The 26,915-nt window shown below is 69.4% G+C and carries 28 protein-coding genes, 1 tRNA gene and 2 pseudogenes; 15 read left to right on the forward strand and 16 right to left on the reverse strand.

Annotation, left to right across the window (positions count from 1 at the left end):
- Positions 1–1,039: 1,039 nt before the first annotated feature.
- From ASD78_RS08545 to ASD78_RS08570, 6 genes are read right to left on the reverse strand one after another with little or no spacing between them, the layout of a single operon-like run.
- Positions 1,040–1,999 carry a phosphatidate cytidylyltransferase gene (locus ASD78_RS08545; protein ID WP_055904225.1) on the reverse strand — a complete coding sequence of 320 codons (960 nt, stop codon included), beginning with the start codon at positions 1,997–1,999 and terminating at the stop codon, positions 1,040–1,042.
- Complete coding sequence (locus tag ASD78_RS08550; RefSeq protein ID WP_055904228.1) at positions 1,996–2,721, reverse strand: lysophospholipid acyltransferase family protein; 726 nt, start codon at positions 2,719–2,721, stop codon at positions 1,996–1,998. Before ASD78_RS08550 ends, ASD78_RS08545 begins: the two co-directional genes overlap by 4 nt.
- Positions 2,706–3,269 (reverse strand): hypothetical protein, encoded by a 564-nt coding sequence (locus ASD78_RS08555; RefSeq protein WP_055904231.1) that lies wholly within the window; start codon positions 3,267–3,269, stop codon positions 2,706–2,708. The genes ASD78_RS08550 and ASD78_RS08555 overlap by 16 nt, the downstream gene beginning before the upstream one ends.
- On the reverse strand, positions 3,266–4,609 hold the full coding sequence (locus tag ASD78_RS08560) for a phosphatase PAP2/dual specificity phosphatase family protein (protein ID WP_055904234.1): 1,344 nt from the start codon (positions 4,607–4,609) through the stop codon (positions 3,266–3,268). The genes ASD78_RS08555 and ASD78_RS08560 overlap by 4 nt, the downstream gene beginning before the upstream one ends.
- A complete protein-coding gene (locus tag ASD78_RS08565; RefSeq protein ID WP_056100261.1) occupies positions 4,606–6,348 on the reverse strand; it encodes a bifunctional alpha/beta hydrolase/class I SAM-dependent methyltransferase in 1,743 nt (580 codons plus the stop codon). The genes ASD78_RS08560 and ASD78_RS08565 overlap by 4 nt, the downstream gene beginning before the upstream one ends.
- A complete protein-coding gene (locus tag ASD78_RS08570; RefSeq protein WP_056100264.1) occupies positions 6,345–6,989 on the reverse strand; it encodes a CDP-alcohol phosphatidyltransferase family protein in 645 nt (214 codons plus the stop codon). The genes ASD78_RS08565 and ASD78_RS08570 overlap by 4 nt, the downstream gene beginning before the upstream one ends.
- Positions 6,990–7,264: 275 nt before the next feature.
- Between ASD78_RS08570 and purH the strand changes: the two genes are divergently transcribed.
- The 3 genes from purH (at position 7,265) to purD (ending at position 10,771) form a co-directional block, all read left to right on the forward strand.
- On the forward strand, positions 7,265–8,854 hold the full coding sequence (gene purH / locus ASD78_RS08575; RefSeq protein WP_056100269.1) for a bifunctional phosphoribosylaminoimidazolecarboxamide formyltransferase/IMP cyclohydrolase: 1,590 nt from the start codon (positions 7,265–7,267) through the stop codon (positions 8,852–8,854).
- Between the two features lie 2 nt (positions 8,855–8,856).
- Positions 8,857–9,369 carry an N-acetyltransferase gene (locus ASD78_RS08580; RefSeq protein WP_056100271.1) on the forward strand — a complete coding sequence of 171 codons (513 nt, stop codon included), beginning with the start codon at positions 8,857–8,859 and terminating at the stop codon, positions 9,367–9,369.
- A 103-nt stretch (positions 9,370–9,472) separates the two neighbouring features.
- Positions 9,473–10,771, forward strand: a complete 1,299-nt coding sequence (gene purD, locus ASD78_RS08585) for a phosphoribosylamine--glycine ligase (protein ID WP_056100274.1) — start codon at positions 9,473–9,475, stop codon at positions 10,769–10,771.
- Between the two features lie 165 nt (positions 10,772–10,936).
- Here the strand turns inward: purD and ASD78_RS08590 are convergent, their stop codons facing one another.
- The gene (locus ASD78_RS08590) at positions 10,937–11,209 is read right to left on the reverse strand and encodes a hypothetical protein (protein WP_055904251.1); all 273 of its coding nucleotides are present in this window, start codon (positions 11,207–11,209) and stop codon (positions 10,937–10,939) included.
- Between the two features lie 240 nt (positions 11,210–11,449).
- Here ASD78_RS08590 and ASD78_RS08595 point away from each other — a divergent pair, with 240 nt between their 5' ends.
- The 4 genes from ASD78_RS08595 (at position 11,450) to ASD78_RS08610 (ending at position 14,569) form a co-directional block, all read left to right on the forward strand.
- Positions 11,450–13,333, forward strand: a complete 1,884-nt coding sequence (locus ASD78_RS08595) for an MFS transporter (RefSeq protein ID WP_056100276.1) — start codon at positions 11,450–11,452, stop codon at positions 13,331–13,333.
- Positions 13,334–13,453: 120 nt separating this feature from the next.
- Positions 13,454–13,783, forward strand: a complete 330-nt coding sequence (locus tag ASD78_RS08600; protein WP_055904257.1) for a CD225/dispanin family protein — start codon at positions 13,454–13,456, stop codon at positions 13,781–13,783.
- A 1-nt stretch (position 13,784) separates the two neighbouring features.
- Positions 13,785–14,207, forward strand: coding sequence for a DUF2752 domain-containing protein (locus ASD78_RS08605; RefSeq protein WP_056100279.1), 423 nt, complete (start codon positions 13,785–13,787; stop codon positions 14,205–14,207).
- Between the two features lie 83 nt (positions 14,208–14,290).
- A complete protein-coding gene (locus tag ASD78_RS08610; RefSeq protein WP_055904263.1) occupies positions 14,291–14,569 on the forward strand; it encodes a CD225/dispanin family protein in 279 nt (92 codons plus the stop codon).
- A gap of 18 nt (positions 14,570–14,587) precedes the next feature.
- On the opposite strand, the gene ampE is transcribed toward ASD78_RS08610, so the two are convergent.
- The 6 genes and pseudogenes from ampE to ASD78_RS08640 form a co-directional block, all read right to left on the reverse strand.
- Positions 14,588–15,502, reverse strand: a complete 915-nt coding sequence (gene ampE, locus ASD78_RS08615; protein ID WP_055904268.1) for a regulatory signaling modulator protein AmpE — start codon at positions 15,500–15,502, stop codon at positions 14,588–14,590.
- Positions 15,503–15,704: 202 nt separating this feature from the next.
- Complete coding sequence (nudC, locus tag ASD78_RS08620) at positions 15,705–16,676, reverse strand: NAD(+) diphosphatase (RefSeq protein ID WP_056100282.1); 972 nt, start codon at positions 16,674–16,676, stop codon at positions 15,705–15,707.
- Positions 16,673–17,050 carry an iron-sulfur cluster insertion protein ErpA gene (erpA, locus tag ASD78_RS08625; protein WP_056100286.1) on the reverse strand — a complete coding sequence of 126 codons (378 nt, stop codon included), beginning with the start codon at positions 17,048–17,050 and terminating at the stop codon, positions 16,673–16,675. The genes nudC and erpA overlap by 4 nt, the downstream gene beginning before the upstream one ends.
- Before the next feature lie 159 nt (positions 17,051–17,209).
- Entirely contained in the window at positions 17,210–17,935 is a 726-nt protein-coding gene (locus ASD78_RS08630) for a DUF6776 family protein (RefSeq protein WP_055904278.1), read from the reverse strand.
- Positions 17,936–18,028: 93 nt separating this feature from the next.
- Positions 18,029–18,400 (reverse strand): annotated as a pseudogene (locus tag ASD78_RS08635) (polymer-forming cytoskeletal protein); the annotation flags it as partial.
- Between the two features lie 2 nt (positions 18,401–18,402).
- Positions 18,403–19,137, reverse strand: a complete 735-nt coding sequence (locus ASD78_RS08640; RefSeq protein WP_055904283.1) for a DUF6776 family protein — start codon at positions 19,135–19,137, stop codon at positions 18,403–18,405.
- A 67-nt stretch (positions 19,138–19,204) separates the two neighbouring features.
- Here ASD78_RS08640 and ASD78_RS08645 point away from each other — a divergent pair, with 67 nt between their 5' ends.
- The 5 genes from ASD78_RS08645 to ASD78_RS08665 all read left to right on the forward strand — a co-directional run bounded on the left by ASD78_RS08645 (position 19,205) and on the right by ASD78_RS08665 (position 23,586).
- Positions 19,205–19,792: a DUF4126 domain-containing protein gene (locus ASD78_RS08645; protein ID WP_055904286.1), complete on the forward strand. Its 588-nt coding sequence runs from the start codon at positions 19,205–19,207 to the stop codon at positions 19,790–19,792.
- A 223-nt stretch (positions 19,793–20,015) separates the two neighbouring features.
- Entirely contained in the window at positions 20,016–21,236 is a 1,221-nt protein-coding gene (locus ASD78_RS08650; RefSeq protein WP_056100291.1) for a hypothetical protein, read from the forward strand.
- A 45-nt stretch (positions 21,237–21,281) separates the two neighbouring features.
- Entirely contained in the window at positions 21,282–21,947 is a 666-nt protein-coding gene (locus tag ASD78_RS08655) for a PQQ-binding-like beta-propeller repeat protein (RefSeq protein WP_056100294.1), read from the forward strand.
- Between the two features lie 178 nt (positions 21,948–22,125).
- Positions 22,126–22,905: a thioredoxin family protein gene (locus ASD78_RS08660; RefSeq protein WP_056100297.1), complete on the forward strand. Its 780-nt coding sequence runs from the start codon at positions 22,126–22,128 to the stop codon at positions 22,903–22,905.
- Between the two features lie 27 nt (positions 22,906–22,932).
- Positions 22,933–23,586, forward strand: coding sequence for a hypothetical protein (locus tag ASD78_RS08665; protein WP_056100299.1), 654 nt, complete (start codon positions 22,933–22,935; stop codon positions 23,584–23,586).
- Between the two features lie 176 nt (positions 23,587–23,762).
- Here ASD78_RS08665 and bfr read toward each other — a convergent pair whose 3' ends face one another.
- From bfr to ASD78_RS08680, 3 genes and pseudogenes are all read right to left on the reverse strand, one after another.
- Positions 23,763–24,233: a bacterioferritin gene (gene bfr / locus ASD78_RS08670; RefSeq protein WP_055904302.1), complete on the reverse strand. Its 471-nt coding sequence runs from the start codon at positions 24,231–24,233 to the stop codon at positions 23,763–23,765.
- A 151-nt stretch (positions 24,234–24,384) separates the two neighbouring features.
- A complete protein-coding gene (locus tag ASD78_RS08675) occupies positions 24,385–24,588 on the reverse strand; it encodes a (2Fe-2S)-binding protein (RefSeq protein WP_055904304.1) in 204 nt (67 codons plus the stop codon).
- Between the two features lie 187 nt (positions 24,589–24,775).
- Positions 24,776–25,270 (reverse strand): annotated as a pseudogene (locus ASD78_RS08680) (RNA pyrophosphohydrolase); the annotation flags it as partial.
- A 115-nt stretch (positions 25,271–25,385) separates the two neighbouring features.
- Between ASD78_RS08680 and ASD78_RS08685 the strand changes: the two are divergent.
- From ASD78_RS08685 to ASD78_RS08695, 3 genes are all read left to right on the forward strand, one after another.
- Positions 25,386–25,462 (forward strand) — tRNA-Met (locus tag ASD78_RS08685).
- Between the two features lie 118 nt (positions 25,463–25,580).
- Positions 25,581–25,934, forward strand: coding sequence for a 6-carboxytetrahydropterin synthase QueD (gene queD, locus ASD78_RS08690; RefSeq protein WP_055904310.1), 354 nt, complete (start codon positions 25,581–25,583; stop codon positions 25,932–25,934).
- A 233-nt stretch (positions 25,935–26,167) separates the two neighbouring features.
- The gene (locus ASD78_RS08695) at positions 26,168–26,569 is read left to right on the forward strand and encodes a phasin family protein (protein WP_055904313.1); all 402 of its coding nucleotides are present in this window, start codon (positions 26,168–26,170) and stop codon (positions 26,567–26,569) included.
- Positions 26,570–26,915 lie beyond the last annotated feature (346 nt).

Raw genomic sequence — 26,915 nt, forward strand, 5'->3', positions numbered from 1 at the left:
AAGGCAAGCCCTTCTCTTTGGTTACTTTCTCTTGGGCTAGCAAGAGAAAGTGACCCGCACGCGCAGCGGGCGGAAGCTGTTGCTTAAGAACGAAACCAACGAAGTAACTGGGATTCGCAATCGCGGCTTACGCCGCTCCCACAGAAAGCAGAAGGAAATCGGAAGCGAAACCATCGCCCGCAAGCGAAGTTCGCGGTCGCGGCTCACGCCGCTCCTACCCCAAGGCGGGTGGCAAGAGAAAGTGGCCCGCGCGCGCAGCGGGCGGAAGCTATTGCTTAAGAACGAAACCANGTCGCGGCTCACGCCGCTCCTACCCCAAGGCGGGTGGCAAGAGAAAGTGGCCCGCGCGCGCAGCGGGCGGAAGCTATTGCTTAAGAACGAAACCAACGCAGCAAACGGAATTCGCAATCGCGGCTTACGCCGCTCCCACAGAAAGCAGAAAGCGAAGCCGATCCGCATCGAAACTCACGCAGCAGCCGAAGGTTGCGGTCGCGGCTCACGCCGCTCCTACCCCAAGGCGGGTGGCAAGAGAAAGTGGCCCGCGCGCGCAGCGGGCGGAAGCTATTGCTTAAGAACGAAACCAACGCAGCAAACGGAATTCGCAATCGCGGCTTACGCCGCTCCCACAGCAAGCAGAAAGCNGTCGCGGCTCACGCCGCTCCTACCCCAAGGCGGGTGGCAAGAGAAAGTGGCCCGCGCGCGCAGCGGGCGGAAGCTATTGCTTAAGAACGAAACCAACGAAGTAACTGGGATTCGCGATCACGGCTTACGCCGCTCCCACAGGAAGCAGAAAGCGAAGCCGAGCTGCAGCGAAACTCACGTAGCAGCCGAAGGTCGCGGTCGCGGCTCACGCCGCTTCTACCCCAAGGCGGGTGGCAAGAGAAAGTGACCCGCACGTGCAGCGGGCGGAAGCTGTTGACTTAAGTTACGAAGCCAACGCAGCAAACGGAATTCGCGATCGCGGCTCACGCCGCTCCCCCAGAAGGCAGAGGCGGGCCTAAAAAACGGAACCCACCCAGACGCGCCGCGCGCAAGTCGCCTACACCCACCAGTACCGGATCAAGTGAAAGAACACCGGCGCCGCAAAACACACCGAATCCAGACGATCCAGCATGCCCCCATGCCCCTCGATCATCTGCCCCCAGTCCTTGATCCCGCGATCGCGCTTGATCGCCGACATCACCAGGCCGCCGTAGAACCCCATCAGATTGATGACCAGGGCCAGCGCCGCCGCCTGCAACGGCGAGAACGGCGTGATCCACCACAGCGCCGCACCCAGCGCGGTCGCCGACGCGACTCCGCCGACGAAGCCTTCCAGGGTCTTGGACGGCGATAGCTTGGGCGCGATCAGGCGCCGCCCGCACAGCTTGCCCCACACGTACTGCAGCACGTCCGAGGACTGCACCACGATCACCAGGAACGCGATCAGCAGCAGGTTGCGCCCCTCGTAGCCGGGGATATCCAGATTCAGCAAGGCCGGCACGTGCGAGATGCAGAACACGCAGATCATCAAGCCCCACTGCACCTTGGCTGCGCGCTCCAGATAGCGCGTGGTGTCGCCGCCCATCGTCGACACGATCGGTAGCAGCAGGAAGGCGTAGACCGGGATCAGCAGCGTGTACAGCCCGTACCAGTCGGTGTAGACCAGCCAGTACTGCAGCGGCAGCACCACGTAGAACGCCAGCGCCAGCGCGTAGTAATCGCTGCGCCGGGTCGGAGTCAGGGTGATGAACTCGCGCAGCGCGAACAGCGACACCAGCGCGAACAGCACGATCACGCCGACGCGCCCGAGCAGGAAGGCCGCTCCCACCACCGCCGCCATCACCCACCAGGCGCGGATGCGCGCGGTCAGGTTGGCGATCACCGGGCTGGGTCGGCCGCGCGTGCGCCAGCGCAGGAATTCGGATATCGCCGTGGCCAGCAACAGCACCGCGGCCACGCCCAGGAACAACAGCACAGGATGCGGCAACGCCTTGATCCGCTCGATCCACACCGTCATGCCGCGCCTCCCGTTGCCGCCGCGGCCTGTTCCTCGGACAGGGCCAGCAGCGCATCGCGCGCGCGGTCCAGGAAGGCCTGCTTGCCTTCGTCGCTATGCAACCGCAACGGCTCGCCGAAGGTCGCCGTGCACAGTAGCGGCAAGGGCAGTAGCTTGCCCTTGGGCATCACCCGCGCCAGGTTGTCGATCCACACCGGTACGAACTCCAGCTCCGGCCGCAGCCGGGCGAGGTGGTAGAGGCCGCTCTTGAACGGCAACAGCCCCTCACCCTGATTGCGCGTGCCCTCGGGGAACAGGATCAGCGAGGCGCCGCCGTCGACGGCATCGCACAGCGTCTGCAGCGCCTCGTGCTTGCGCCGGTCGGGATCGCAGTGCGGGGCCGGGTTCGGATCGGTCGGGTTCGGATCGTTCGGACCGGCATCGTTCTGGCCCGCGGCGGGCTGCGCGGCATCGCGCTCGATCAACACGCCGTTGAATACCTCGCGGATCAGATAACGGCGCAAGGCATCGCGCTGCCAGTAGTCCGCGCCCGCGACCGGCCGGGTTTCCCCGCGCAGCGCCGGCGGCAATGCCGACCAGATCATCACGAAGTCGCCGTGGCTGACATGGTTGCCGTAATAGACGCGGCGGTCGCCCATGGGTGGGCAGCGCCACAAGGCGCGCGCGCCGGTCAGGGCGCGGATGGCGAAACTGAAACCGTCGGCGATCAAACCGCTGAGCATGGGCAACGACTCCGGACCGGATCGGCAGCGACGCGGTCGTAACAGGGGTAATGCGAGTTCATCGCGACTCGGCCGTCGAACGCCGCCGGCTCGTCGTCGGCATCCAGCGGCAGCGGCGCCAGCCACCATGCCGTCGCCAGCAACAGCGCCTGCGCGACCAGGCAGATCGCCTGTCGCCGCAGCAGCTTGCGCGCGCCGCGCCAGCGCGCGGACCAGTCGCGGCCGGCGCGCTCGGCCGCCAGCAGGCCCAAGCGCTGCAGACTCGCATCCAGGCTGGCGGCAGCCTGCGCCGGATCGCGCTCGCACGCCGCGGCCAGCAGCAGGCCGGCGTCGAAATCCACCCGCGCCGCGTAATAGATCTGCAGCAAGCCGGCGATCACGCTCATGGCCAGGCCGTAGGCGGTCCAGCCTTCCAGCACGCCGAAGCCGAAGCCGGCGAATAGCAGCCACACGCCGGTCAGGGCCAGCAGCCCCAGCGACAGCGCATTCAAGCGCCGGCCCTGGCGCAGCAGCAGACCCATCGTGTGCAGGTCGAAGGACGAGGTCATGTCGCGGGCGCTCCTGCCGGCAATGGTGTCGCGGCCGGCCCGGCGACGGCGCGCTCCAGCGCGCGCCGATGCGCATCGCCGAGTACGACCGCCGGCCGCGCGGCGCGCACCCGTTCGACTGCGGCCTCGACGGTATCGGCCCGGCCGCTGAGCAGCAACCAGGCCGCGACCGCCGCCGCGCTGCGCGAATAGCCCAAGGCGCAGCACACCAGCACGCGGCCCCGAGCACGCGCGGCCTCGATCGCCTGCGCCGCTTCGCGCAATGCCTGCGGTTCCGGCGCGACCAGGTCCAACATCGGCCGTACCGCCGCCAACGGCAGCGTCGACGGCGCCGACAGTTCGGCGCAGACATCGACCGCGGCGTCGAACCCAGCGGTTTCGCTACGGCCGGGCATGCGCCCCAACCAGACCCCGTCGGCGACTTCGACCGGCTGCGGCGCGCGCCGCGTCCACAGCCGCGAATTGATCCACGCGCCCCACAAGTAAGGCGCGTACAGCCAACGCGCGGCCGGACTGAGGCGACCGTCGGCGCGCTTCTGGAAACCGTCCGCACCCAGCACGGCATAGTTCAGCGCCACCAGCAGCAGCGACAGCGCCGGCCATAGCAGCCACCAGCCAGCGCCGCGCACCATGTAGGCGAGCGCGGCGCAGGCGGCCGCGCCAAGCAGATACAGCGACGTCAGCCGCCAACGCTTCGGATCGCGCGTCCAGGCCGCCGCGCGCAAGGGCGAACGCGCATGCTCCGGCCATAGCCACACGCACAGCCAGCCCGCGAGCAGGCCGGTCGGCAGATCGATGAAGTGGTGCTGATACGTGGTCAGCACCGACACCCCGATCAGGCCGAACCACAGGTGCAACAACCAGCGCCAGGCACCGCCCAGGTGCTGCGCAAACCGCACCCACAGCACGATCAGCAGCACGATGTGCAACGACGGCGCCTGGTTGAACGGCTTGTCGAAGCCCAGCAGCACGTCGAACATCCAGCCGAACGCGCCGTCGGTCTGCGGCCGCACGAAGGTGAACGTGAGCGGGAACGCCAGGAAGCAGGCGATCGCGATCAACTGCGCGGTCAGCAGGCGCAGAGCCTGATTGTCCAGCTCACGGCGGTCGCAGCAGACGAACAGCGAGATCCCGTAGAACAGGTCGATCGACCAGTACGGCACGATGGTCCAGGCCCAGAACGGAATCGCCCGCTCCCAACCGAACACGATGCTGGGCACGCCGACGCGCTGTGCCGCGACCGCGTTCGCATAGCCGTAGCTGAGGAAGAAGAACGGCCCCAGCAGCGCCAGCCACAACAGCGCGCGCGCCCACGGCCGCCGGCCGCCGACCTCGCTCATTCGGCGACCCGCTGGGCCAGCGACACGCTGAAGATGCCCCAGCGGTCGATGCGTTGATCGAGCTTGCGGAAGCCGGCCGCGCGCACCAGCTCGTCCATCTCCGCCTGCGAGCGCCGCCGCATCACCCAGGCCTCGCCGCCGCGGTGGCTGGTCAGGGCACGGGCGATGAATTCCAGCTGCGGATGCCAGGGCTGGCCGGTGTAGACCAGATAGCCGCCCGGCGCGACCGCATCGCCGAGGCCGGCCAACGAACGCCGCACCAGGGCGTTGTCCGGGAACAACTCGTACAGGCCGGACACGATCGCCAGGGTCGGACGCGGCCTCAGCCCCGCCAGCGCGGCGCGGTCGAAGGCGTCGCCCTGCTCGAACTCGGCGACGCCGCCGGCGCCGAGTTCGGCGATCAGCGCGCGCCCCTGGCGCACGTTGAGATCGCTGTAATCGCGCAGGCGGATCGAATCGGCGCCGCCGGCCAGCGCTTCCAGTACGTAGCGGCCGTGACCGGCCGCGATGTCGACCACGTCCACCGGCGCACCGGCCGCGCGCAGCCGCCGCATCGCCTCGCCCAGCAGTTCGTGCAGATGGGTGCGGCGCACGCGGATGCCGCGCCAACCGATCGCGTCGAGGTAGTTGCGGTCGACCATGCGCCCCAGCGGCCCGGCGCCGAGCGCCTTGTCGCGGTACACGTAGTCCAGGCTGCTGCCGGAATCGAAACCGGTTTCGAGCCCGGTGCGGATGCCCTCCGACAGCGAACCGCCGAAGCGCAGTCCCGCGCGCACGAAACGCCAGCGCAGGTCCTGCAGCGAATTCCGTTCCGGCGGCCAGGCCAGGCGCTCGGCTTCCTCGAAGCTGTGGCCGTGGCGATGCGCGTCCAGCAGCGAAGCCTGCTGCAACGGCTCTTCGAAACGCGCGCGCAGGAAACCGCGGATCTTGCTCAGCGCCTGGGCGCGGTCCTTTTCGCCCAGGGTGTCGTGGTAGAAGCCGGGCAGGAAGTGGCGCTCCTTGATCGTCGAACCCAGCCCCTCATAGAAGCGGTCCTGCGGTGCGCGATGGACGACGAAATCCGAACCCGATACCAGCAACTGGGTCGGCACCCGGATCGCCTGGGCGTCGGCGACGATGCGGTCGGCGGTCTCGTACAGGCCCAGCAGCACGCGCACCGAGATCGGCCGCGCGATCAGCGGGTCGCTGCGGTAGCTGGCGATGCGTTCGGGATCGTGCGTCAGCCACTGCGGCTGCACATAGCTGTTGACGAAGAAGTTGCCGCGCAGCTTCTGCATCAGGCCCAAGCCCGCGCGTGCGAACGGCACGTACAGCTTGACCTTGAACGCCGGCGAGGCCAGCACCAGCGCGCGCAGCTGCGGCGCGTAGTCGTGCGCCCAGGTCGCGGCCACCACCGCGCCCACGCTCTGCGCGATCAGCGCGGTGTCCTCCACCGCGATGCCGTGGGCCTCGCCGATATGGGCGACGAAGCGGTCCAGGTCGCGCACCAGCGCCTCGAAGCCCGGCGCATCGCCGCGCGCGCCCGGCGAGCGGCCGTTGCCGCGCGCGTCCCAGGCGAAGAAATCGCAATCGTCCAGGCCCAGCTCGTCGACCAGGTGCGTGACCCGGCCGGAATGCTCGTGACCGCGATGCAGCAGCACCACCGCGCGCCGTGGGCCCTCGCCGCGCGCCGGCCAATGACGGTAGAACAGCTGGGTACCGTCGAAACTGGCGTAGCGGCGTTCCTGGTGTTCCCTCATTCGCGACTCCCTGTATTTGCGGCGTTCGCGGTCGCCGAACCGTGGGCCACGCCGGCGGACACCCGCCGCAGCACCGTCCATATGCACAACAGTCCGGCCAGGATCGCGACCAGTTCGGTCGCGCGGGCCCCGGCCCAGCCCAAGGCCAGCGCCAGGCCGAGCGCGCCGACCACGAAGGCGCGGTCGCTCTTGCCCATCGGCCCGTCGTAGCGGCGCGGTGCGCCGACGCTGGGGCCGAGCACGCCGGCGAATTCGGTCAGCGCCGCCAGCCCCGCGAACAGCAGCAGGGTCCAGGGCGCGACCCCGGGCACCGCCAGCAGCGCCAGGTACAGCGCGCTGTCGGAAACCACGTCGCACAATTCGTTGAGGTAGGCGCCCAGCCGCGATTGCTGACCGTGTTCGCGCGCCAGCATGCCGTCGATCGCGTTCAAGGCCATGCGCAGGAACATCCACAGCGGCAGCGCCGCGAATACCCAGGGCTGTGCGCCGCCGCGCAGCGCGACCCAGGCCGCGACCGCCAGCGAACCCAGCCCCGCGACCAGGGTGACCTGATTGGCGGTGACCCCCGCCGCGAACAGCCCGCGTACCAGCGGCCGCAGCAGCGCCTGGAAACGCCCCTTCAACGCATAGATCGATGCCATTCCCTGAGCGTTCCCCTCGCCCACTCGGGCGGTCGCGGACCAGCTTAGCGGTTGCGGACGCAGATGGCGGCGGATCGATGCGTCGACAGATCGGGTAGCGCAATGCTGACCGGCGGGACTAGCGGCGCGCTCCTTTGGCCGCGACCGGGAGGCGTCAGTCGCCGGGCCAGCCGGGTTTCCGAGGCCGGAAAGCCGGGCCGTACGGGTCTGAACGGCCGGGCCGTCGGCGTCGCGCGGCTATAATTCCCGCGCCCTTCCGCTGCCCTCCTCCCCGAATGACCTCCGATCGCTCGACCGGCACGCCGGTTCACATCCGCCGCGCCCTGCTGTCCGTGTCCGACAAGACCGGCCTTATCGAACTCGCCCAGGCCCTGTCCGCGCACGGCGTCGAACTGCTGTCCACCGGCGGCACCGCCAAGGCGATCCGCGACGCCGGCCTGCCGGTGCGCGACATCTCCGAGGTCACCGGCTTCCCGGAAATGATGGACGGCCGGGTCAAGACCCTGCACCCGATCGTGCACGGCGGCCTGCTCGGCCGCGCCGGCATCGACGACGCGGTGATGGCGCAGCACGGCATCGGCGCGATCGACCTGCTGGTGCTGAACCTGTATCCGTTCGAGCAGGTCTCGGCCCGCGCCGACAGCTCGTTCGAGGACGTCGTCGAGAACATCGACATCGGCGGCCCGGCGATGCTGCGCTCGGCGGCCAAGAACTTCGCCCGCGTCGCGGTCGCCACCGATCCGGCCCAGTACGCCGGCCTGGTCGAGGAACTCGCCGGCAACGGCGGCGCGCTGTCGGCGCAGACCCGCTTCGCCCTGTCGGTGGCCGCGTTCAACCGCGTCGCCCAGTACGACGCCTGCATCGCCAACTACCTGTCCTCGCTGGACGCCGACGGCGCCCGCAGCCAGCAGTTCCCGGCCCAGCAGCACAGCAACTTCGTCAAGGTCATGGACCTGCGCTACGGCGAGAACCCGCATCAGCAGGGCGCGTTCTACCGCGACCTGTACCCGGTGCCGGGCACCCTGGCCACCTTCAGCCAGCTGCAGGGCAAGGAACTGAGCTACAACAACCTCGCCGACGCCGACGCGGCCTGGGAATGCGTGCGCCAGTTCGAGCGCCCGGCCTGCGTGATCGTCAAGCACGCCAACCCCTGCGGCGTGGCCGAGGGCGTGGCCTGCGGCGACGCCTACGAACTGGCCTACGCCACCGACCCGACCTCGGCCTTCGGCGGCATCATCGCCTTCAACACCCGCCTCGACGCGGCCACCGCCAAGGCCATCCTCGACCGCCAGTTCGTCGAGGTGCTGATCGCGCCGGACTACGACGAGGCCGCGCTGGCCTACTGCGCCAAGAAGGCCAACGTGCGCGTGCTGCGCATCCCGCACGGCGACGGCAGGAACAACTTCGACGTCAAGCGCGTCGGCTCGGGCCTGCTGATGCAGACCAGCGACATCCGCGAAGTCGGCCGCGACGAGCTCAAGGTGGTGACCCGGCGCGCGCCCGACCAGGCCGAACTCGCCGACCTGCTGTTCGCCTGGCGCGTGGCCAAGTACGTCAAGTCCAACGCCATCGTCTACGCCAGGGATCACCGCAGCATCGGCATCGGCGCCGGCCAGATGAGCCGCGTGGTCTCGGCCAAGATCGCCGCGCTCAAGGCCGAGGAAGCCGGCCTGGTGGTGCCGGGCTCGGTAATGGCCTCCGACGCCTTCTTCCCGTTCCGCGACGGCATCGATGCCGCCGCCGCGGCCGGTGTGCGCGCGGTGATCCAGCCGGGCGGCTCGATGCGCGACGGCGAGGTGATCGCCGCCGCCGACGAACACGGCCTGGCGATGGTGTTCACCGGCGTGCGCCACTTCCGCCATTGAGCATGGACGTCGGCGCAGTGCATATCCGCGACGAGTGCGCCGACGACATCGGCGCGATCCGCTGCGTCGTCGTCGATGCGTTCGCCGATCATCCGCACAGCCAGCAGACCGAACACTGCATCATCGACGCGCTGCGCGCAGCCGGCGTGCTGAGCCTGTCGCTGGTGGCCGAAAGCGACGGCGCCGTGGTCGGCCACGTCGCGTTCTCGCCGGTCAGCATCGGCGACGGCAGCCCGGGCTGGTACGGCCTGGGTCCGGTCGCGGTGACGCCGGCGCAGCAGCGCCGCGGCATCGGCCGGGCCCTGATCGAAGCCGGGCTGGCGCGCCTGCGCGGCCTCGGCGCCGCCGGCTGCGTGGTCGTGGGCGATCCGGGCTACTACGGCCGTTTCGGTTTCGTCGCCAGCGCGGACCTGCGCTATCCGGGGCTGCCGCCGGAATACTTCATGGCCCTGTCCCTGACCGCAGCGCCGGCGCGGGGCGATGTGGCCTATCACGCCGCGTTCGACGTAGCCTGAGCACGGCCGCAACCGCCACCGTCATCGCCGGCCCCGGCCGGCTCGCGTAAAATTCGCGCTCGCAGCGCTCGGCCGCACCTCTCAGCACCCGTCAGGAGTTCGCATGAAAGTCCTCGTTATCGGTTCCGGCGGACGCGAGCATGCGCTGGCCTGGAAACTGGCCCAGTCCCCGCGGGTGAGCGAAGTGCTGGTCGCCCCGGGCAATGCCGGCACCGCGACCGAGGAAGGCTGCCGCAACGTCGCGGTCTCCGCCACCGACATCGACGGCCTGCTGGCCCTGGTCGCGGCCGAGGGCGTGGCGGTGACCGTGGTCGGTCCCGAGGCGCCGCTGGTCGCGGGCGTGGTCGACCGCTTCCGCGCCGCCGGCCTGCGCATCTTCGGACCGACCGCCGCCGCGGCCCAGCTCGAAGGCAGCAAGGCCTACGCCAAGGATTTCCTGGCCCGCCACCAGATTCCGACCGCGCACTACGCCGTGCACACCCACGTCGAGGAAGCGCTCGAATACGTGCGCGACAAGGGCGCGCCTATCGTCATCAAGGCCGACGGCCTGGCCGCCGGCAAGGGCGTGATCGTCGCCATGAGCCTGGCCGAGGCCGAGGCCGCGATCACCGACATGCTCGCCGACTACGCCTTCGGCGCAGCCGGCGCGCGCGTGGTGATCGAGGAATTCCTCGACGGCGAGGAAGCCAGCTTCATCTCCATGGTCGACGGCCGCACCGCGCTGCCGATGGCGACCTCGCAGGACCACAAGCGCGTCTTTGATGGCGACACCGGCCCCAACACCGGCGGCATGGGCGCCTACTCGCCGGCACCGGTGGTCACGCCTGAAGTCCACGCGCGGGTGATGCGCGAGGTGGTCGAACCGACCGTGCGCGGCATGATCGCCGACGGCATCCCCTTCACCGGTTTCCTCTACGCCGGGCTGATGATCGACAAGGCCGGCGCGCCCAAGGTGATCGAGTTCAACGTCCGCTTCGGCGACCCCGAAACCCAGCCGGTGATGCTGCGCCTGCAGTCCGACCTGCTCGACCTGGTCGAAGCCGCGATCGATGCGCGCCTGCACGAAACCCAAGCCCAATGGGACCCGCGCCCCTCGCTGGGCGTGGTGATGGCCGCCGAGCGCTACCCCGAGACGCCGCGCACCGGCGACCCGATCAGCACCTGGGACGTGCCGATGCCCGAGGACAGCAAGGTCTTCCACGCCGGCACCAAGCTGGTCGACGGCCAGGTCGTCACCGCCGGCGGCCGCGTGCTGTGCGTATGCGCCCTGGGCGACAGCGTCGCCGACGCCCAGCACCGCGCCTATGAAGCCGTCGCCGGCATCTCCTGGCACGGCGAGTTCCACCGCCACGACATCGGCTGGCGCGCGATCGAACGCGAGCGCGCCGCCGCGCAGCCGTAACCCCAGCACGTCCCACGAAAACGGCCGGAAGCCACCCGCTCCCGGCCGTTTTTCTTCGTCAGTTTCGCAGCGACGCACCCGCTCTCTGTAGGAGCGGCGTAAGCCGCGACCGCGCCACACAACCGTCGGCGCAAGCCACGTGCAGACATCGCGACCAGCGCGCCCTCAGCCGGACTCTTCCTCAGGCGCCGGCTGCAAGGACACCGCCACCTCCTCCAGCTCCGCGATTTCCTTCTCCAAGGCCTCGTACAACTCGCCCTGGCGCACCATCAGATCCTCGATGTGCGCTGCCAGCTTCAACTTCGACAGCTCGCCGTCGAACAACAGCCATTGCGCCGTCAGCTGCTCCACATAGTTCTTGGAGTAATGGCGCATTTCCTTGAGCTGGTTCAGTGCCGAATTCACGTGATCCAGCGGGGTTTTGCTATCCGCGGACATGGCGACCTCCTCGTTGCAAGGTAAGGCCAGGGTAGCGGCCCCAGGCTGGCTGCCATGTGAAACGAGGAGCGGACCTCGGGGCGGGGCGCCGGGTCTAGGCCGACAGGGCCCCCGGGCTACTTTTCCGCTACCCCACCGGTATCGCTACACCCCGCCATGGGGGTTTTGCTAGGCTCGCCCGGCGAATCCTTCGCGCGAGCCGCACATCGACGTGCGGACCCAACGGAACAGCAGGGCCGCATGGCGCACAACCAGTTCGAGCTGCTCAAGCAACGGCGGTTCCTGCCGTTCTTCCTGACCCAGGCGCTGGGTGCGTTCAACGACAACGTGTATCGGCAGGCGATCATCGGCCTGCTGTTCTACCTGGGCGTCAGCGACGAGCAGCGCACGCTGTACACCAATCTGGCGCCGGCGCTGTTCATCCTGCCCTACTTCCTGTTCTCGGCCACCGCCGGGCAGATCGCCGAGAAGCTGGAGAAGCACAAGCTGATCCGGATCACGACCGCGATGGAGATCGCGATCATGTCGCTGGCGGCGGTCGGCTTTCTGACCCAGAGCATGACCGTGCTGCTGGTGGCGCTGTTCGGCACCGGCCTGCAGTCCACGCTGTTCGGGCCGGTCAAGTATTCGATCCTGCCCTCGGTGCTCAAGCCCGAGGAGCTCACCGGCGGCAACGGCCTGGTCGAAATGGGCACGTCGATCTCGATCCTGGCCGGCATGATCTTCGGCGGCCTGATCTTCACCCTGGCCGGCACCCACGGCCCGGTGGTGGCGGCCACCGCGATCGTCCTGCTGGCGATCACCGGCAACGTGGTCAGCCGGATGATCCCGCGCGCCGATGCCGGCGAGCCGGGCCTCAAGATCAATTGGAACCCGATTCCCGAGTCGGTGAAGATCATGCGCATGACCCGGCGCCAGCCGGCGGTGCGCAACTCGGTGCTGGGCGTGTCGTGGTTCTGGTTCGTCGGCACGGTGCTGACGTCGCAGCTGCCGGGCTACGCGGACGACAACCTCGGCGGCGGACCGACGCTGTACATCTTCGCCCTGGCCCTGTTCTCGATCGGCACCGGCGTGGGTTCGATGATGTGCGAACGCCTGTCGGCGCGCACGGTCGAGATCGGCCTGGTGCCGCTGGGCGCGTTCGGTATGACCGCCTTCCTGCTGGATATCTACTTCGCCCGTCCCGGCGCGGCCACGGTCGCGGGTCTGGACGTGGCCGGCTTCGTCGCCCAGCCCGGCGCGTGGCGGATCATGCTGGACCTGGTCGGCATCGGCGTGTTCGCCGGCTTCTTCGTGGTGCCGCTGTTCGCGCTGATCCAGAGCCGCTCGCCGAAGAACGAGCTGTCGCGCGTGATCGCCGGCATGAACATCCAGAACGCCGGCTTCATCGTGCTGGCGGCGGTGCTGGGCGTGGTGGTGCAGCGCTTCCTGGGCTGGACGATCCCGCAGGTATTCCTGGCGCTGGCGGTGGCCAACGCCCTGGTCGCGATCTGGATCTTCACCCTGGTGCCCGAGTTCCTGATGCGCTTCATGAGCTGGGTGCTGGTGCGCACGCTCTACCGCTTGCGCGTGGAGGGCATCGAGCACATCCCGGACGAGGGCCCGGCGCTGGTGGTGTGCAACCACGTCAGCTACATGGACGCCCTGATCCTGAGCGCCAGCATTCCGCGCCCGGTGCGCTTCGTCATGTACTACAAGATCTTCAACATCCCGGTGATGAGCTGGATCTTCCGCACCGCCAAGGCGATCCCGATCGCCGGCGCGCGCGAGAATCCCGAGCTCATGCAGCGCGCGTTCGACGAGATCGAGGCCGCGCTCGCCGACGGCCAGATCGTCGGCATCTTCCCCGAAGGCGCGTTGACCAAGGACGGCGAGATCGCCGCGTTCAAGTCCGGCGTCGAACGCATCCTGGCCAAGCAACCGGTGCCGGTGATCCCGATGGCGCTGCGCGGCATGTGGACCAGCATGTGGAGCCATCGCGACTCGCGCATGTCGCGCATGCGCGTGCCGCGACGTTTCCGCGCCCAGGTCGACGTGATCGCCGGCGCGCCGGTGGACGGCGCCACGGCCACTGCCGAGAGCCTGGAGGCGCTGGTGCGCGGCCTGCGGGGCGACGCCGCCTAGGCCGCGGCCGCCCCGCCAAGACTGACAGCCGTCGCACGCCGCTGCTAGGATGGGCGAGGGGCGTCGGCTCGTGCCGGCGATCGCACAACAAAACAACGAAAACTACGGAAGGGGATACCCATGTACGAGCCGCCTCAGGCCGCGCCCGCGCAGCCGATTCAAAACTACCTGGCCTGGTCGATCAGCATGACCGTGCTCGGCTTCTGCCTGTGCTGCATCATCGGCTCGGCGCCCGGCATCGTCGCCATCGTGTTCGGCTCGCAGGTCAACAGCAAGTCCAACATGGGCGATCTGGAAGGCGCGCGCAAGGCTTCCGAGAACGCAAAGATCTGGTGCTGGGTCGCGACCGCCGTGGTCGGACTGGGCGTGCTGCTGAACATCGGCAGCTTCATGATGGGCGGCACCGCCGAGTACCTGGAAATGATGCAGAAGATGCAAGGCGCGCGTTGATATGACCGCGTTGCGCCAGCCCCGACTGTGGCACGCGACGGCTGCGGCCGCCGCGCTCGCAGCGGCCGGGGCCGGCGTCTGGCTGTTGCGGCGCTTCGATCCGAACGCGCCCGACAGCCCGCTGCCCGGCTGTCTGTTCTATCACCTCACCGGGCTGTACTGCCCGGGCTGCGGCAGCACCCGCGCCTTGCACGGCCTGGTCCACGGCGACCTCGGCCAGATGCTGGTTATGAATCCGCTGCTGGTGGTGGTGATTCCGGCGCTGCCGCTGCTGGTCGCGCATGGCATGGGCTACCGCCTGCCGCTGCCCAAGCGCGCGATCGACGTCCTGCTCAGCGCCAAGTTCTGGCTGAGCCTGATCATGGGCTACTGGGTCGCGCGCAATCTGCCCTGGCCGCCGTTCAACTGGCTCGCGCCGGGCTGAGCAGGTCCGCCGAACCGGTGGGCTGAACGCATCCGGCCGAGCCGGCCCAGCCGGCACTCTCCACCCTCACCACGAAGATCCGCATGAACGCACCGCACGGCGAATACGTCCCCAATCACCTGGTCTGGGCGATCCTGTCCACGCTGTTCTGCTGCCTGCCGCTAGGCGTGGTATCGATCGTCTACGCCGCGCAGGTCGACGGCAAACGCGCCGCGGGCGATATCGCCGGCGCTCGCGCCGCCTCGCGCAGCGCGATCAATTGGGCGATCGCTTCGGTGGTCGCGTTGCCGGTCGCGCTGGTGCTGTGGTTTTTGTTCTTCGGCGGACTGGCGATCCTGAGCGCGGCGGTGGGCGGGCACTGATTCCCGCCGGCCGGCCGGTCAGCTGACGAAGCCGGCGATCACGAACAAGGCCAGCACCGCCAGCCACACCAGCAGGCTGCGCCAGACCAGGCTCATCGCATCGCGCAGTTCGGGCTGTTCCGAACTGGCCGCCAGGGCGGCAGCGCTCGCGCCGGTGCCGTTGTCTTCGGCGTAATCGGCGGCTTCTTCGGCCAGCTCGGTCTTCACGCTGGCGCGTGCGACCGCGCCCAGGAAGCGATTGTCCAGGCTGAGCGCGGCGCCGCCGGATTCGCGCCAGGCGCCGAGCACGGTATCGAAATTGCCGACCAGGGCCAGCGCCAGGGTCAACAGCTGGGCCACCGGCCATTCCAGGATCGCCAGCAGCGTACGCGCGCCCTCGATGGTCTCGCCGGGCAGTTCGCGCGCGGCCTCGCCTTCGGCCGACAGCGCGGTCAGGCGGTACAGCACGGCCCCGAACGGGCCCAGCAGCAGGAACCAGAACAGCACCCCGAACCAGCGCCGCAGCGCGTTGCGGAACACCGCTTCGACCAGCGAACCGCCGTCCAGCGACGGGGTCTCGCCGTCCGGCCACAGGCTGGCCGCGGCGGCGCGGCGCGAGATGGGATCGTTCGCGGCTGCGATCGCCTCCACGTCCAGGTCGAGATCGCGGGGGCCCCAGACGTAGAACAACACGGCGATGCCGAACACCAGCCCGGCCAGGCCGTACAGCGGCTCGTCCAGGGCGAGCTGGAACAGCCCGACGGCGAGCAGCGGCGGCACCAGGGCCAGGGCGATGCCCCAGCGGCCGCGCCAGATGCTGTCTTCGGGGAAACGCGCGCCCAGCCAGCGCAGCCAGTCCGCGTACCAGCCGTAATGCCGCACCGAGGCCGCCAGCGACTGCGCGAGGTGGCCGAGCACGAGCGCGACGACGGCGGCGATCAGCGTTTCTGACATTGCGGCCCGGCTCCCGGCGTGACGTATCCGATGAATGCGTCGGCGGGCGCGTCTGGCGCGTTCCGCCGCTGCTGGAACCGATGCTAGCCCGGCTCCGCTGAAGACGAACCGAGCGCGGTTGCGCCGTTCCGTCGCCATGGCCGTTGCCGGCCACCCGGCCGGACGTTCTGCAACGCCCAGCCAGCGCCGATTCTACCGTGGCTCAACGCGGCGTACGTGCCTCGACGGCCGCCAGCCACTGATCGATCAGCCAGCGCGAGATCGAAATGCTCGGCGAGAGCAGCGGACCCTCGTCGTCTTCGCGCGGTGGACGCTCGCCGCGGGCCTGGGCCTCGCGGACTTCCTGCGCGCTGAACCAGCGCGCCTCTTCCAGCTCGTCGCCGACCTGCGGCTCGTCCGGGCCGGCATCGGCGAAGAAACCCAGCATCAGCGCGCCCGGGAACGGCCACGGCTGCGAGCCCAGGTAGCGGCAGTTCAGCACGCGCACGCCGGCCTCTTCCAGAACCTCGCGGGCGACGGTCTGCTCCAGCGTTTCGCCCGGTTCGACGAAACCGGCGAGCACCGAATAACGGCGCGCCGGCCAACCGGTCTGGCGCCCCAGCAGCAGGCGTTCGCCGTCGCTGACCGCGACGATCACCGCCGGGTCGGTGCGCGGGTAGTGTTCGGCCTCGCATTGGCTGCAACGTCCCTGCCAGCCGCCGCGCGAAAACGCGACTTCGCCGCCGCAGACGCCGCAGTGGCGATTGCGCGAGCGCCAATGCTGCAGCGCGCGCGCCTGCGCGAACACGCTGGCGTGCAAGGCCGGCCAATACGCGGCAGCGGCGCGCAGATCGACCCGGCGCGGCGCGTCGAACGCGGTCAGCGCGGCGTCCAGCGCGAACCAGCCGCCGCCGTCGGGCGCCAGGCCCAGGAATACGGCCGCGCCGACGCCGCCGGGCCCGGCGCTGAGTTCGGCGCCGGTGGGCGCGCGCAGTTGTCCCTGGTCGTCGGCCAGGGCCTGGCCGGAATCGTCGAGCAGGATCACGCGCGCGCTCGGCCACAACGCGGTCAGCGCTTCGGGCTGGTCGCGCAGATGGTCGGCGCGGTCGAGCGCGGCGCGGACGGCGGCGTCGCTGCCGGCTTCGACGAAGGCGTAGGGCGCGCGCGCCGCCGGGTTGTCGCTGGCCTCGCTCACACCGCGAACGAGGAACCGCAGCCGCAGGTGGTCTTGGCGTTCGGATTGCGGATCACGAACTGCGCGCCGTGCAGGCTTTCGGTGTAATCGACCACGGCGCCCATCAGGTACTGCAGGCTCAGCGGATCGACCAGCAGGGTCACGCCGTCGGTCTGCACGGCCAGGTCGTCCTCGCCCTGCTGCTCGTCGAACTCGAACCCGTACTGGAAGCCCGAGCAACCGCCGCCCTGGATGTAGACGCGCAGCTTGAGCGCGGCGTTGCCCTCTTCGGCGATCAGTTCGCGGACCTTGGTCGCGGCCGAGGCGGTGAAATCCAGCGGACGCTCCAGCGAGTGGTAGTCGGGCGCCGTGGGCAGGGCAGTGATCGTTTCCATCCCTTCAGGATGGGGCGCGCAGGCGCCGCATTCAAGCTCGCCGATCGAACGCTGCGGTCGGCGGATGGGGATGCCGCAGCGGCGCCCTGCGCGCCGTCGCTCCCGCGCAGGCAGAAATGACGGGCAAAAACGCCGTTTCTGCAGGACTGGCGCCGGAACTCACTCCGCCGCCGTCGCCCCATTGCCCTCGCGGGTGGCCTCGGCCCAGGTGAAGGACTGTTCCACGGCCGCGCCGGACTGCGGGGTCAGGCGTACGGTCACCCGCACCGGGGTCACGCCCGCGGGCAGGAACAGATCGCCTTCGATCTGCTGGAAGTACTTGAACGAGTACGCCAGGCCCGGCGCATTGGGCTGCTGGCGCAGGTCGTCCCAGCTCAGCTTCTGCAGTTTGCCGCCGCGGCTGCCTTCCAGCGCCACGGTCAGGCGGCCGGCGCTGACCGCGCCGCGGTTGAGGTTCTGGGTCAGGGTGCTGGTGAAGTGCCAGGCGTTCTCGTTCTGCGGCTGCACCCGCAGCGCATGCACGGCCAGGCCGCGGCGCTGCGCGGTGGAGCCCACCAGACGTTCGTAGAAGGCGACGTCGGCACGCAAGCCGGCGATTTCCTCGTCGCGCTCGGACAAGGTGCCCTGCAGGTCGCGGTTGGCTTCGCGGCTGATCTGGTCGGAACGGCTGAGCGTGGTCACGCGCTGGCGCAGTTGCTCCAGCTCGGCGCGCTCGGCCTGGGCATCGCGGGCGGCATCGGGGTTGGCGGCCGCCGGCGGGGCCGGCGAGATCGAGCGCCACAGGCCCCAGCCGCCGAACGCGAGCACCGCCGCCAGCGCGACGCCGGCGGCGTAGCGCCAGTGGCGTGGCGCGTTCTGGGGGCTGCGCGGGTCGGATTCGGCCATGCCCCATTAATAGGGCGCGGCGCGGGCCGGCGCAACGTCCTCTCAGTCGACCAGGGCGTGCGCGGTCACCGGGGCTTCAGCGCCCGCGCGCGGGGCGCCGGCGGTGTCGGAATGGATCAGGCGGCCGGTCAGCATCGAGCCGGCGATCATCTCGACCACCTTGTAATGCACGTTGCCCAGCACGCGCGCCTTGGCCGCCAGCTCGACCCGCTCGGCGGCGTAGACGTCGCCGGTGAGCTCGCCGTTGATGACCACCACCGGCGCATGCACTTCGCCTTCGATGCTGCCGTTCTCGGCCAGGGTCAGCACCGCCAGCTGGCCCGGTTCGGCCACGATCTTGCCGACGATCCGGCCTTCGATGTACAGCCCGCCGCTGAACTGCAGGTCGCCGCGGATCACTACCTGCGGGCCGATCATGGTGTCGACCTGGCCGGCCGCGAGTTGGGTGGGTTTGCTCTTGAACATGCTTAGGTTTCCCCGGTGACGGTTGCGCCGCTGCGCCAGTTGAACGCCTGCTCCACCGATGCGTTCTCACCACGCAACGAGATGCGGACACGCTGCGGGGTGAAGCCGGCCGGCAGCATCACGCTGCCGTCGAGCTGCTGGAAGTAGCGGAAAGAATAATCCTGCGCCGGCGCCGCCGACCGCTGGTGCAGCTCGTCCCAGCCGACCGTGGTCAGCTTGCCGTTGCGCACGCCCTCGACCGCGAACTGCAGCCGCCCGGCGCTGACCGCGCCGCGGTTGAGGTTCTGGGTCAGGACGATCATGTAGCGCCAGGTGCCGCCGGTTTCCGGCGCGAACTGGGTCGAATGCACGTTCAGGCCCTGCGGCTTGCCGGTCGAGCCGACCAGGCGCTCGTAGAAGGCGACGTCGGCGCGCAGGTCGGCGATCTCTTCCTCGCGGTCGGCCAGGGCGCCCTGGATCTGCTTGTTGGCGACCCGGCTGATCTGGTCGGAGCGCTGCAGGGTGGCCTCGCGCTGCTCCAGCTGGTCCAGGCGGGCCTGGCGCTCGCGCAGGGTCGCGCGCACGGCGTCGAGTTCGGCGCTGACCTTGGGCAGCTGCGGCGCGGCGCGCCAGGTCGCCCAGGCCCAGGCGCCGGCCAGCGAACTCAGCCAGACCGCCGCCACCACGGCCGCGATCAGCGGCCGTCGGTCGGCTTGCTGCTGGACGATGACGAAACGGGGCGGTGGTGCCTTGGCCATTCGACTGGGGCGGCGGGGGCCGCAGGTGGTTCTATACTCGGCCGACAAGTCTAGCGGGGTTGCCGCCGTGTCCGATGCGCACCTGTTCGCAATTGGGGTAGTTCTCGCCTGGTTGGCGGGCATCCGGGTCTACCTGACCGTGTTCGGGGTCGGCATCGCCGGCGCCCTGGGCTGGCTGGACCTGCCCCAGGCCCTGCAGGCGACCCAGTCGCCGTGGGTGATCGGCGTGTCCGGCGCGCTCGCCGCGACCGAGTTCTTCGCCGACAAGATCCCCGGCGTGGATTCGGGCTGGGACCTGCTGCACACCCTGCTGCGGGTGCCGGTCGGCGCCTTCCTGGCCGCCGCGACCTTGTCTCCGGACGGCCAGCTCGGCGCCGGCGCGCTCGCCACCGGCGCCGGCGTGGCCCTGGGCAGCCACCTGCTCAAGGCCGGCTCGCGCGTGCTGCTCAACACCTCGCCCGAACCGGTCAGCAACTGGACCGCGTCGGTCGGCGAAGACGTGGCCGTGATCGGCACCCTGGCCCTGGTGTTCGCGCACCCCTGGATCGCACTGTCGCTGGTCGCGCTGATCAGCCTGATCGTCGCGCTGCTGCTGTGGTGGGTGTGGCGGCTGATCTTCCGGCGCGCGCCCAAGACCGATCCGGCACCGGGCTGAGCCACGCCCGGGCTGCGTTCGAGCGCAGCATCGCGACGCTCCGGCTATCGGATACGGCCGACACACGACGGCGCGCTTCGCCTGCATCGGCTCGCCTCAAGCGGCGCTCCGACGCGCCCGAGGCTCGTGCGACCGTCGGATGCGGCGCCGCACGCAGCCACTCGATAAGTTTGGGCTAGCCGACCTCTGTGCGAAAGCGCGTGCGGCGCAGTAGCCTGTCGCGATGGACTCCCTGATCGCCGCGGCCGGGCGCGCGCTGGCCGCCGGCGACGCGCTCGGCGCGCTCAAGCGCATCGCCCTGCGCGACGATCCGCCGGCGCTGGCCTTGCGCGGTATCGCGATGGCCCAGCTGGGCGAGTATCCACGCGCCCGCGAACTGCTGCGCCGCGCCGCGCGCGGCTTCGGTGCGCGCGAGGAATTGGCGCGAGCGCGTTGCGTCGTCGCGGAGGCCGAAGTCGCGCTGGCCATGCGCGACCTCGGCGGTTCGCCGCGCGCGCTCGCCGACGCCGCGCTCGTGCTCGAATCGCGCGCCGATCGCGCCAACGCGCTGCAGGCGCGCCTGATCGCGGTACGCCGGAGGCTCCTGATCGGCCGCCTCGATGAGGCCGCGTCTTCGCTCGCAGCGCTCGACGCATCCGGCCTGCCGCCGTCGCTCGCGGCGGTGGCCGAGCTGGCCGGCGCGGAAATCGCCTTGCGTTCCCTGCGCACGGCGCAGGCGCGGGCCGCGCTCGCTCGCGCCTTCGAGGCAGCCGAACGCGCAGGGGTACCCGCGCTCCTGGCCGAAGTGGCCGAAGCGCGCGCCGCGCTCGACCGTTGCGCCGCGCGCAGCATCCATGCCGGCCATGAGCAGCCCTTGCGGCTGGACCAGGTCGAGGCCTTGCTGCTCTCCGGCGCCCTGATGGTCGATGCCTGCCGTCGCGGGCTACGCAGCGGCGAGCGTTGGGCGCCGTTGGCGCGACGGCCGGTGTTGTTCGCCCTGCTGCGCGCGCTGGCCGAAGGCTGGCCCGGCGACGTCGAACGCAATGCGCTGATCGCGAACGTGTTCCGCACCCGCCGCCCCGACGAAACGCACCGCGCGCGTCTGCGCGTCGAGATCGGCCGCCTGCGCGCCCTGGTCGCGCCGCTGGCGGATATCGAAGCCACCGCGAACGGTTTCGCCCTGGTGCCGCGCGACGGGCGCGGTGTGGTCGTGCTGATGCCGCCGATCGACGGCGATCAGGCCTCGCTGCTGGCCTTGCTCGCCGATGGCGCGGCCTGGTCCACCTCGGCGCTCGCGCTGGCCCTGGGCGACAGCCAGCGCACGGTCCAGCGCGCGCTGGTCGAACTGGAAGCCGACGGCCAGGTGCGCGCGATCGGGCGCGCCCGCGCGCAGCGCTGGCTGGCGCCGCCGCTGATCGGATTCACGACGATCTTGTTACTCCCCGCTGCGCTGTCGTCTGAGTAGATTGTTTCCACGGCGCCGCAACGAGCGCCACTAGGAGCCAAGATCATGAACCGCACTACGACACAGCCCGTGCCGACGCGCGCCGCCGAAATCGTGCGCGAATACGCGTTCGACGGCGTCGAGCGCGTCGGCGGCGTCACCCACGACGGCCGCCGCGTGTGGGCCGCGACCGGACCGGCCTTGCTCGCCTTCGATCCCGCCAACGGCGACGTCCTCGGCACGCTCGACCGCCCGGCGGACGCCGGCACCGCTTTCGACGGCAAGTACCTGTATCAGATCGCCGAGTCGCGCATCGACAAGATCGACCCCGCCACCGGCAAGGTCCTGGCGTCGATTCCGGCGCCGGGCGCGGGCGGCGACTCGGGACTGGCCTGGGCCGAGGGCAGCCTGTGGGTCGGGCAGTACCGCGACCGCAAGATCCATCAGATCGATCCCGACACCGGCACCGTGCTGCGCTCGATCGAATCCAACCGTTTCGTCACCGGCGTGACCTGGGTCGAGGGCGAACTCTGGCACGCCACCTGGGAAGGCGACGACAGCGAACTGCGCCACATCGACCCGGACAGCGGCGAAGTGCTCGAACGCCTGGAAATGCCGCAGGGCGTCGGCATCAGCGGGCTCGAGTCCGACGGCGCCGACCTGTTCTATTGCGGCGGCGGCGGCAGCGGCAAGGTCCGCGCGGTGCGGCGGCCGAAGAAAGCCGCGGCGTAAACGTCGCACCGACTTGGGCCGCACTTCTCCGCAACGGCTGATGCGCTGACGCGGCCAGCCCGTCGCACGGGCTCGAAACAGAACCTCGCCACTCCGTCCCTTCCGGTCTCGCGACCGGAGACGGGCAAGCCTTGTCCGAACCACACCCAACACGGCCCACCGGGCCGAGGAGCACTCCATGAATACCGCGATTGCCGAAACCAACGCCGTCGATCACCCCGTCGTCTCCAGGGAGCGCTGGCTCGCCGCGCGCAAGACGCTGCTGGCGCGCGAGAAGGAACTCACGCGCCTGCAGGATCAGATCGCGCGCGAGCGCCGCGCACTGCCGTGGGTGCGGGTCGAGAAGGACTACCTCTTCGATACGCCGGACGGCCCGCGCCGCCTCGCCGATCTGTTCGAAGGCCGCAGCCAGTTGATGGTGCAGCACTTCATGTTCGCGCCGGGCTGGGAACAGGGCTGCAAGAGCTGCTCCTACATGGCCGACCATAACGACGGCGCCAACCTCCACCTCGCCCAGCGGGACCTGACCCTGATCGCCGTCTCGCGCGCACCGCTGGCGGATATCCAGCGCTTCCGCGAGCGCATGGGCTGGCAGTTCAACTGGGTGTCCTCGTACGGCAGCGACTTCAACCACGACTTCGGCGTCAACTTCCATCAGGACGAGATGTCCAGCGGCAAGGTCGACTACAACTACGTCCGCCAGCCGTTCCCGCACGAGGAAGCCCCCGGGATCAGCGTTTTCTATCGCGACGGCGACGGCGAGGTCTTCCACACCTACTCGCGCTATGGCCGCGGCGTGGAAGTGATGATGCACACCTACAACCTGCTCGAGCTCACGCCCAAGGGCCGCGACGAGGACGGCATGGACTATCCGATGGCCTGGGTGCGCCACCACGATCGCTACGAGACAGCCGCGAAGGCGCCAGCCGCCGCCGCGTGCTGCGGCTCGAAGGCCTGAACCCGCCACGGCCGCCGGGGACGCCTCATGGACATCGCGTGGCCGTTGCTGACCATCGCCGGGCTCGGCGCCCTGCACGGGGCGAGCCCGGCGAGCGGCTGGATGTTCGCCGCCGCCTGCGGCGTGCGTGCGCGCGACGGTGCCCAGGCACGCCGTGCGCTGCTGCCGATCGCGGTGGGACACACCGCCTCGGTCGCGCTCGTGGTGTTCGCGGTTACCCAGGGCGTCCTGATGGACCGTTCGCGCGTCCAATGCCTGGCCGGCGCCCTGCTCGTCCTGGTGGCGGCGTACCGCTGGCTGCGCGGCACCAGGCGGCACGCGGCAGATCATCGCGTCGTCGGCGCTCGCATACACGCGCGCGCCGACCATGCCGGCATCGCCCTGTGGTCCTGCCTGATGGCGACGGCTCACGGCGCGGGACTGATGCTGATCCCCGCCCTGGTGCCGTTGTGCATGAGCGACACGCCGGCACGCGAGATCACCGCTTCCGGTTCCGTGGGATTGGCCTTGGCGGCCATCGCCGTCCATCTGGGCGCGATGCTGGTCACGACCGGCGCCATCGCCACTGGGGTATGTCGCGGTCTCGCGCTGCACCCCGGGCTGCTCAGCGGCGCCGCGCTGCGCCATGCATGGACGGCGATGCAGGCCGTCACCGGCGTGCTGCTGATCGTGCTGCATTAGCCCCGCGATTTCCCGCCGCTCCCGCTCGCAACGAGCCGATCTGCGCACTCGCGCCTTCGCGCAAGAAAAAGGCCACCGGCGAAACCGGTGGCCTTCATGTCTGGCTGGCGACGAATCGCGCGCTGCGCGTCCGATGACTGGCTGGATCCGGTGGCCCGCCGTAGCGGGCCGGCGCCTTACTCTTCGATCTTGGTCAGCAGGTAGTTCTGTTCGCCCAGGCGATCGATCAGCGCGAGCTGGGTTTCGATCCAGTCGATATGCTCTTCCTCGGAATCGAGGATGTCGGCGAACAGCTGGCGGCTGACGTAGTCGCCGACGGCTTCGGCGTGCTTGATGCCGTCGCGCAGCACCGGCAGCGCTTCCAGTTCCAGCGCCAGGTCGCAGTTCAGCAGTTCGCGCGGGTTCTCGCCGATGCGCAGCTTGCCCAGGGCCTGAAAGTTCGGCAGGCCGTCGAGGAACAGGATGCGCTCCGACAGCTTGTCGGCATGCTTCATCTCGTCGATCGACTCGTGGTACTCGTGCTCGGCGAGTTCCTTCAGGCCCCAGTTCTTCAGCATCTTGGCGTGCAGGAAGTACTGGTTGATCGCGGTCAGCTCGTTATAGAGCGCCTTGTTGAGGAATTCGATGACCTTGGCGTCGCCTTTCATGGCCGTGCTCCGGCAGTTGCAATGGCGGCACTCTAGACCTTTCGCGCACACGGTGACGGAACGCGAATCGAGTGCATTTCGCGCGGGCGAAGCCGAATCGGGAAGGACCGGGAAGGCGGGGCGGCGGGCGCTGGGACGCGCTCGCGCAGGCTCAGGCAGCCTGCTGCAATATCTGCAGTGGCAAGTCGCGATAGGAGCGCGCGCGATCGAGCAGTTCGGCGGCCATATCCAGGCAGCTGCCGCAATTGGCGCCGGCGCCGGTCCGCATGGTCAGTTCGGGCACGCTGCGGCAACCGGCCTCGGCGGCCTGGAGGATGTCGCGTTCGGTGACTCCGTTGCAGATGCAGACGTACACGGTGGCTTTGGGCGGGCAAGCAGCCGGAGCGGCTGCGAGCCCATTTCGCCACCAATGCGAATGATTGTCAATTCGTGGACGGGTCCTGGCCGCCGCGGGCGTTCATCCCGGGTTGCCGGGCGCGCGGCCGCTGGCGGTTGCGGGTCAGGGCCGAGCGGTCCTGGACGCGGGGGTCCGGGCCGGGCGCCGGCACCGCCTGGACGCCGGCGATGCTGCGCGCGAACGGGGCCAGATGGCGCAGGGCGCTGGCATAGACGCCGCGTTTGAACACCACCACGTGCTCGACCGGGTACCAGAAATCGACCCAGCGCCAGTGGTCGAACTCGGGCTTCTCGGTCAGGTCCAGGCGCAGGTCGGACTCCGCGCCGGTCAGGCGCAGCAGGAACCAGACCTGCTTCTGGCCGATGCAGACCAGGCGGTCGTTGCGGCGGATCGCCCGCTGCGGCAGGCGATAGCGCAGCCAGCCCGGGGTCGCGCCCAGCACTTCGACGTGCTGCGGCAGCAGACCGGTCTCTTCGCGCAGCTCGCGGTACATCGCCTCGATCGGCGTCTCGTCGGTGTTCATCCCGCCCTGCGGGAACTGCCAACCGTCGCGATGCACGCGTCGGGCCCAGAACAGGCGGCCGTCCGGGTGCATCAGCACGATGCCGACATTGGGCCTGTAACCGTCCGGATCGATCACGATGCGGACTCCAAATTCACTGCGACCGACTCTGCCACGGGCCTTGCCCGACGACAAGCCGGCCCGGGACGATTGACGGCACCCGTCCCGGCATGAATAATTCGCGGTTCCCCGTGGCTATGTAGCTCAGCCGGTTAGAGCACAGCACTCATAATGCTGGGGTCGGTGGTTCGAGTCCACCCATAGCCACCATCGTTCCGGACGCCTCGGGCGCCGCAGTCGAAGCCCGCAGCCAGCGGGCTTTTTCGTATCCGCCGCCCCCGCCTCCGGCCGGATCGCCGCCCGCGGCGCCTTGCCCCACAATGACGCCATGAACATCTTCAAGGTCTTTACCCTGGAAGCCGCGCACCGGCTGCCGAACGTGCCGGAAGGCCACAAATGCGCGCGCCTGCACGGCCATTCGTTCCGGGTCGAGGTGCACCTGGACGGCGAGCCCGGCGAGCACAGCGGCTGGGTGATGGACTTCGCGGACGTCAAAAAGGCGTTCCAGCCGCTGTACGACCAGCTCGACCACCACTACCTCAACGACATCCCCGGCCTGGACAACCCGACCAGCGAGCGGCTGGCGATCTGGATCTGGGAACGGCTGAAGCCGGCGCTGCCGCTGCTCAGCGAGATCGTGGTCCACGAGACCTGCACCTCGGGCTGCCGCTACCGCGGCTGAGCCCCAGCGGACGGCGCCAGCCTCCGTTTCGTCATCGCGCGGTCACTACGGCGGCCGATCCTGGGCCGCAGCGGATCTGCGGTTCTGATGCAAGCCATTGATTGCAAAGGCTGAATGAACGGCCGGCAACCGCTCGTCGGCTCGATGTTGCAACGCAACAAAAGCCGGATTATGCTGCACCGCACAATCCGGACATTCCCCCGTCCGGACCCCTACGAATCCAGGAGCACGCCATGTACCAGCAGTTCAACGAGCAGTTCGCCGCCGCGACGCGTCAGTTCGCTGACACGGCCGCTCAGGTCAACCGTCTGACCCTCGACAACGCCGAGGCCGTGTTCGGCCTGCAGCTGGCCGCGATCGAAGACCGCGTCAACGCCACCTTCGCTTTCTTCGGCGAAGCCGCCGAGGCCCGCGATCTGGAAGGCCTCAAGACCCTGTGGCCGAAGGGCGTGCAGATCGCCCGCGAGAACGTCGAGCGCGCCGTCAGCACCGGCCAGGAAGTCTTCGGCCGCACCCTGAAGGCCAACGAAGCCATCAGCGAGCTGGCCAAGTCGCAGATCGAGTCGGCCGCCAAGACCACCCAGGCCAACGTCGAAAAGGCCGCCAAGGCCGCGACCAAGGTCGCCGCCAAGTAATTCGCAACGCCTCTCTCCTCGTCGTTTCCGCGACGGACACGAAACCCGGTAGCTCGCGCTACCGGGTTTTTTGTTGGGCGCGTTTCGATGGTGGGGCGATCCTCGGTAGGTGCGCCGCGCACCATTGAGAGACTTCCACACGCCGCTGCCGTTCGCAGTTAGGCAACTCGAGCCGGCGCGCGCACTCGATGCCGCGCAACGGCGCGCTTAGGTGCCCCTACCTCACGGCCCTCGCCCTCACAGTTGCTGTTGCTGTTGCTGTTGCTGTTGCTGTTGCTGTTGCTGTTGCTGTTGCTGTTGCTGTTGCTGTTGCTGTTGCTGTTGCTGTTGCTGTTGCTGTTGCTGC

Source organism: Lysobacter sp. Root667, from assembly GCF_001427715.1.
Lineage (GTDB): Bacteria > Pseudomonadota > Gammaproteobacteria > Xanthomonadales > Xanthomonadaceae > Lysobacter.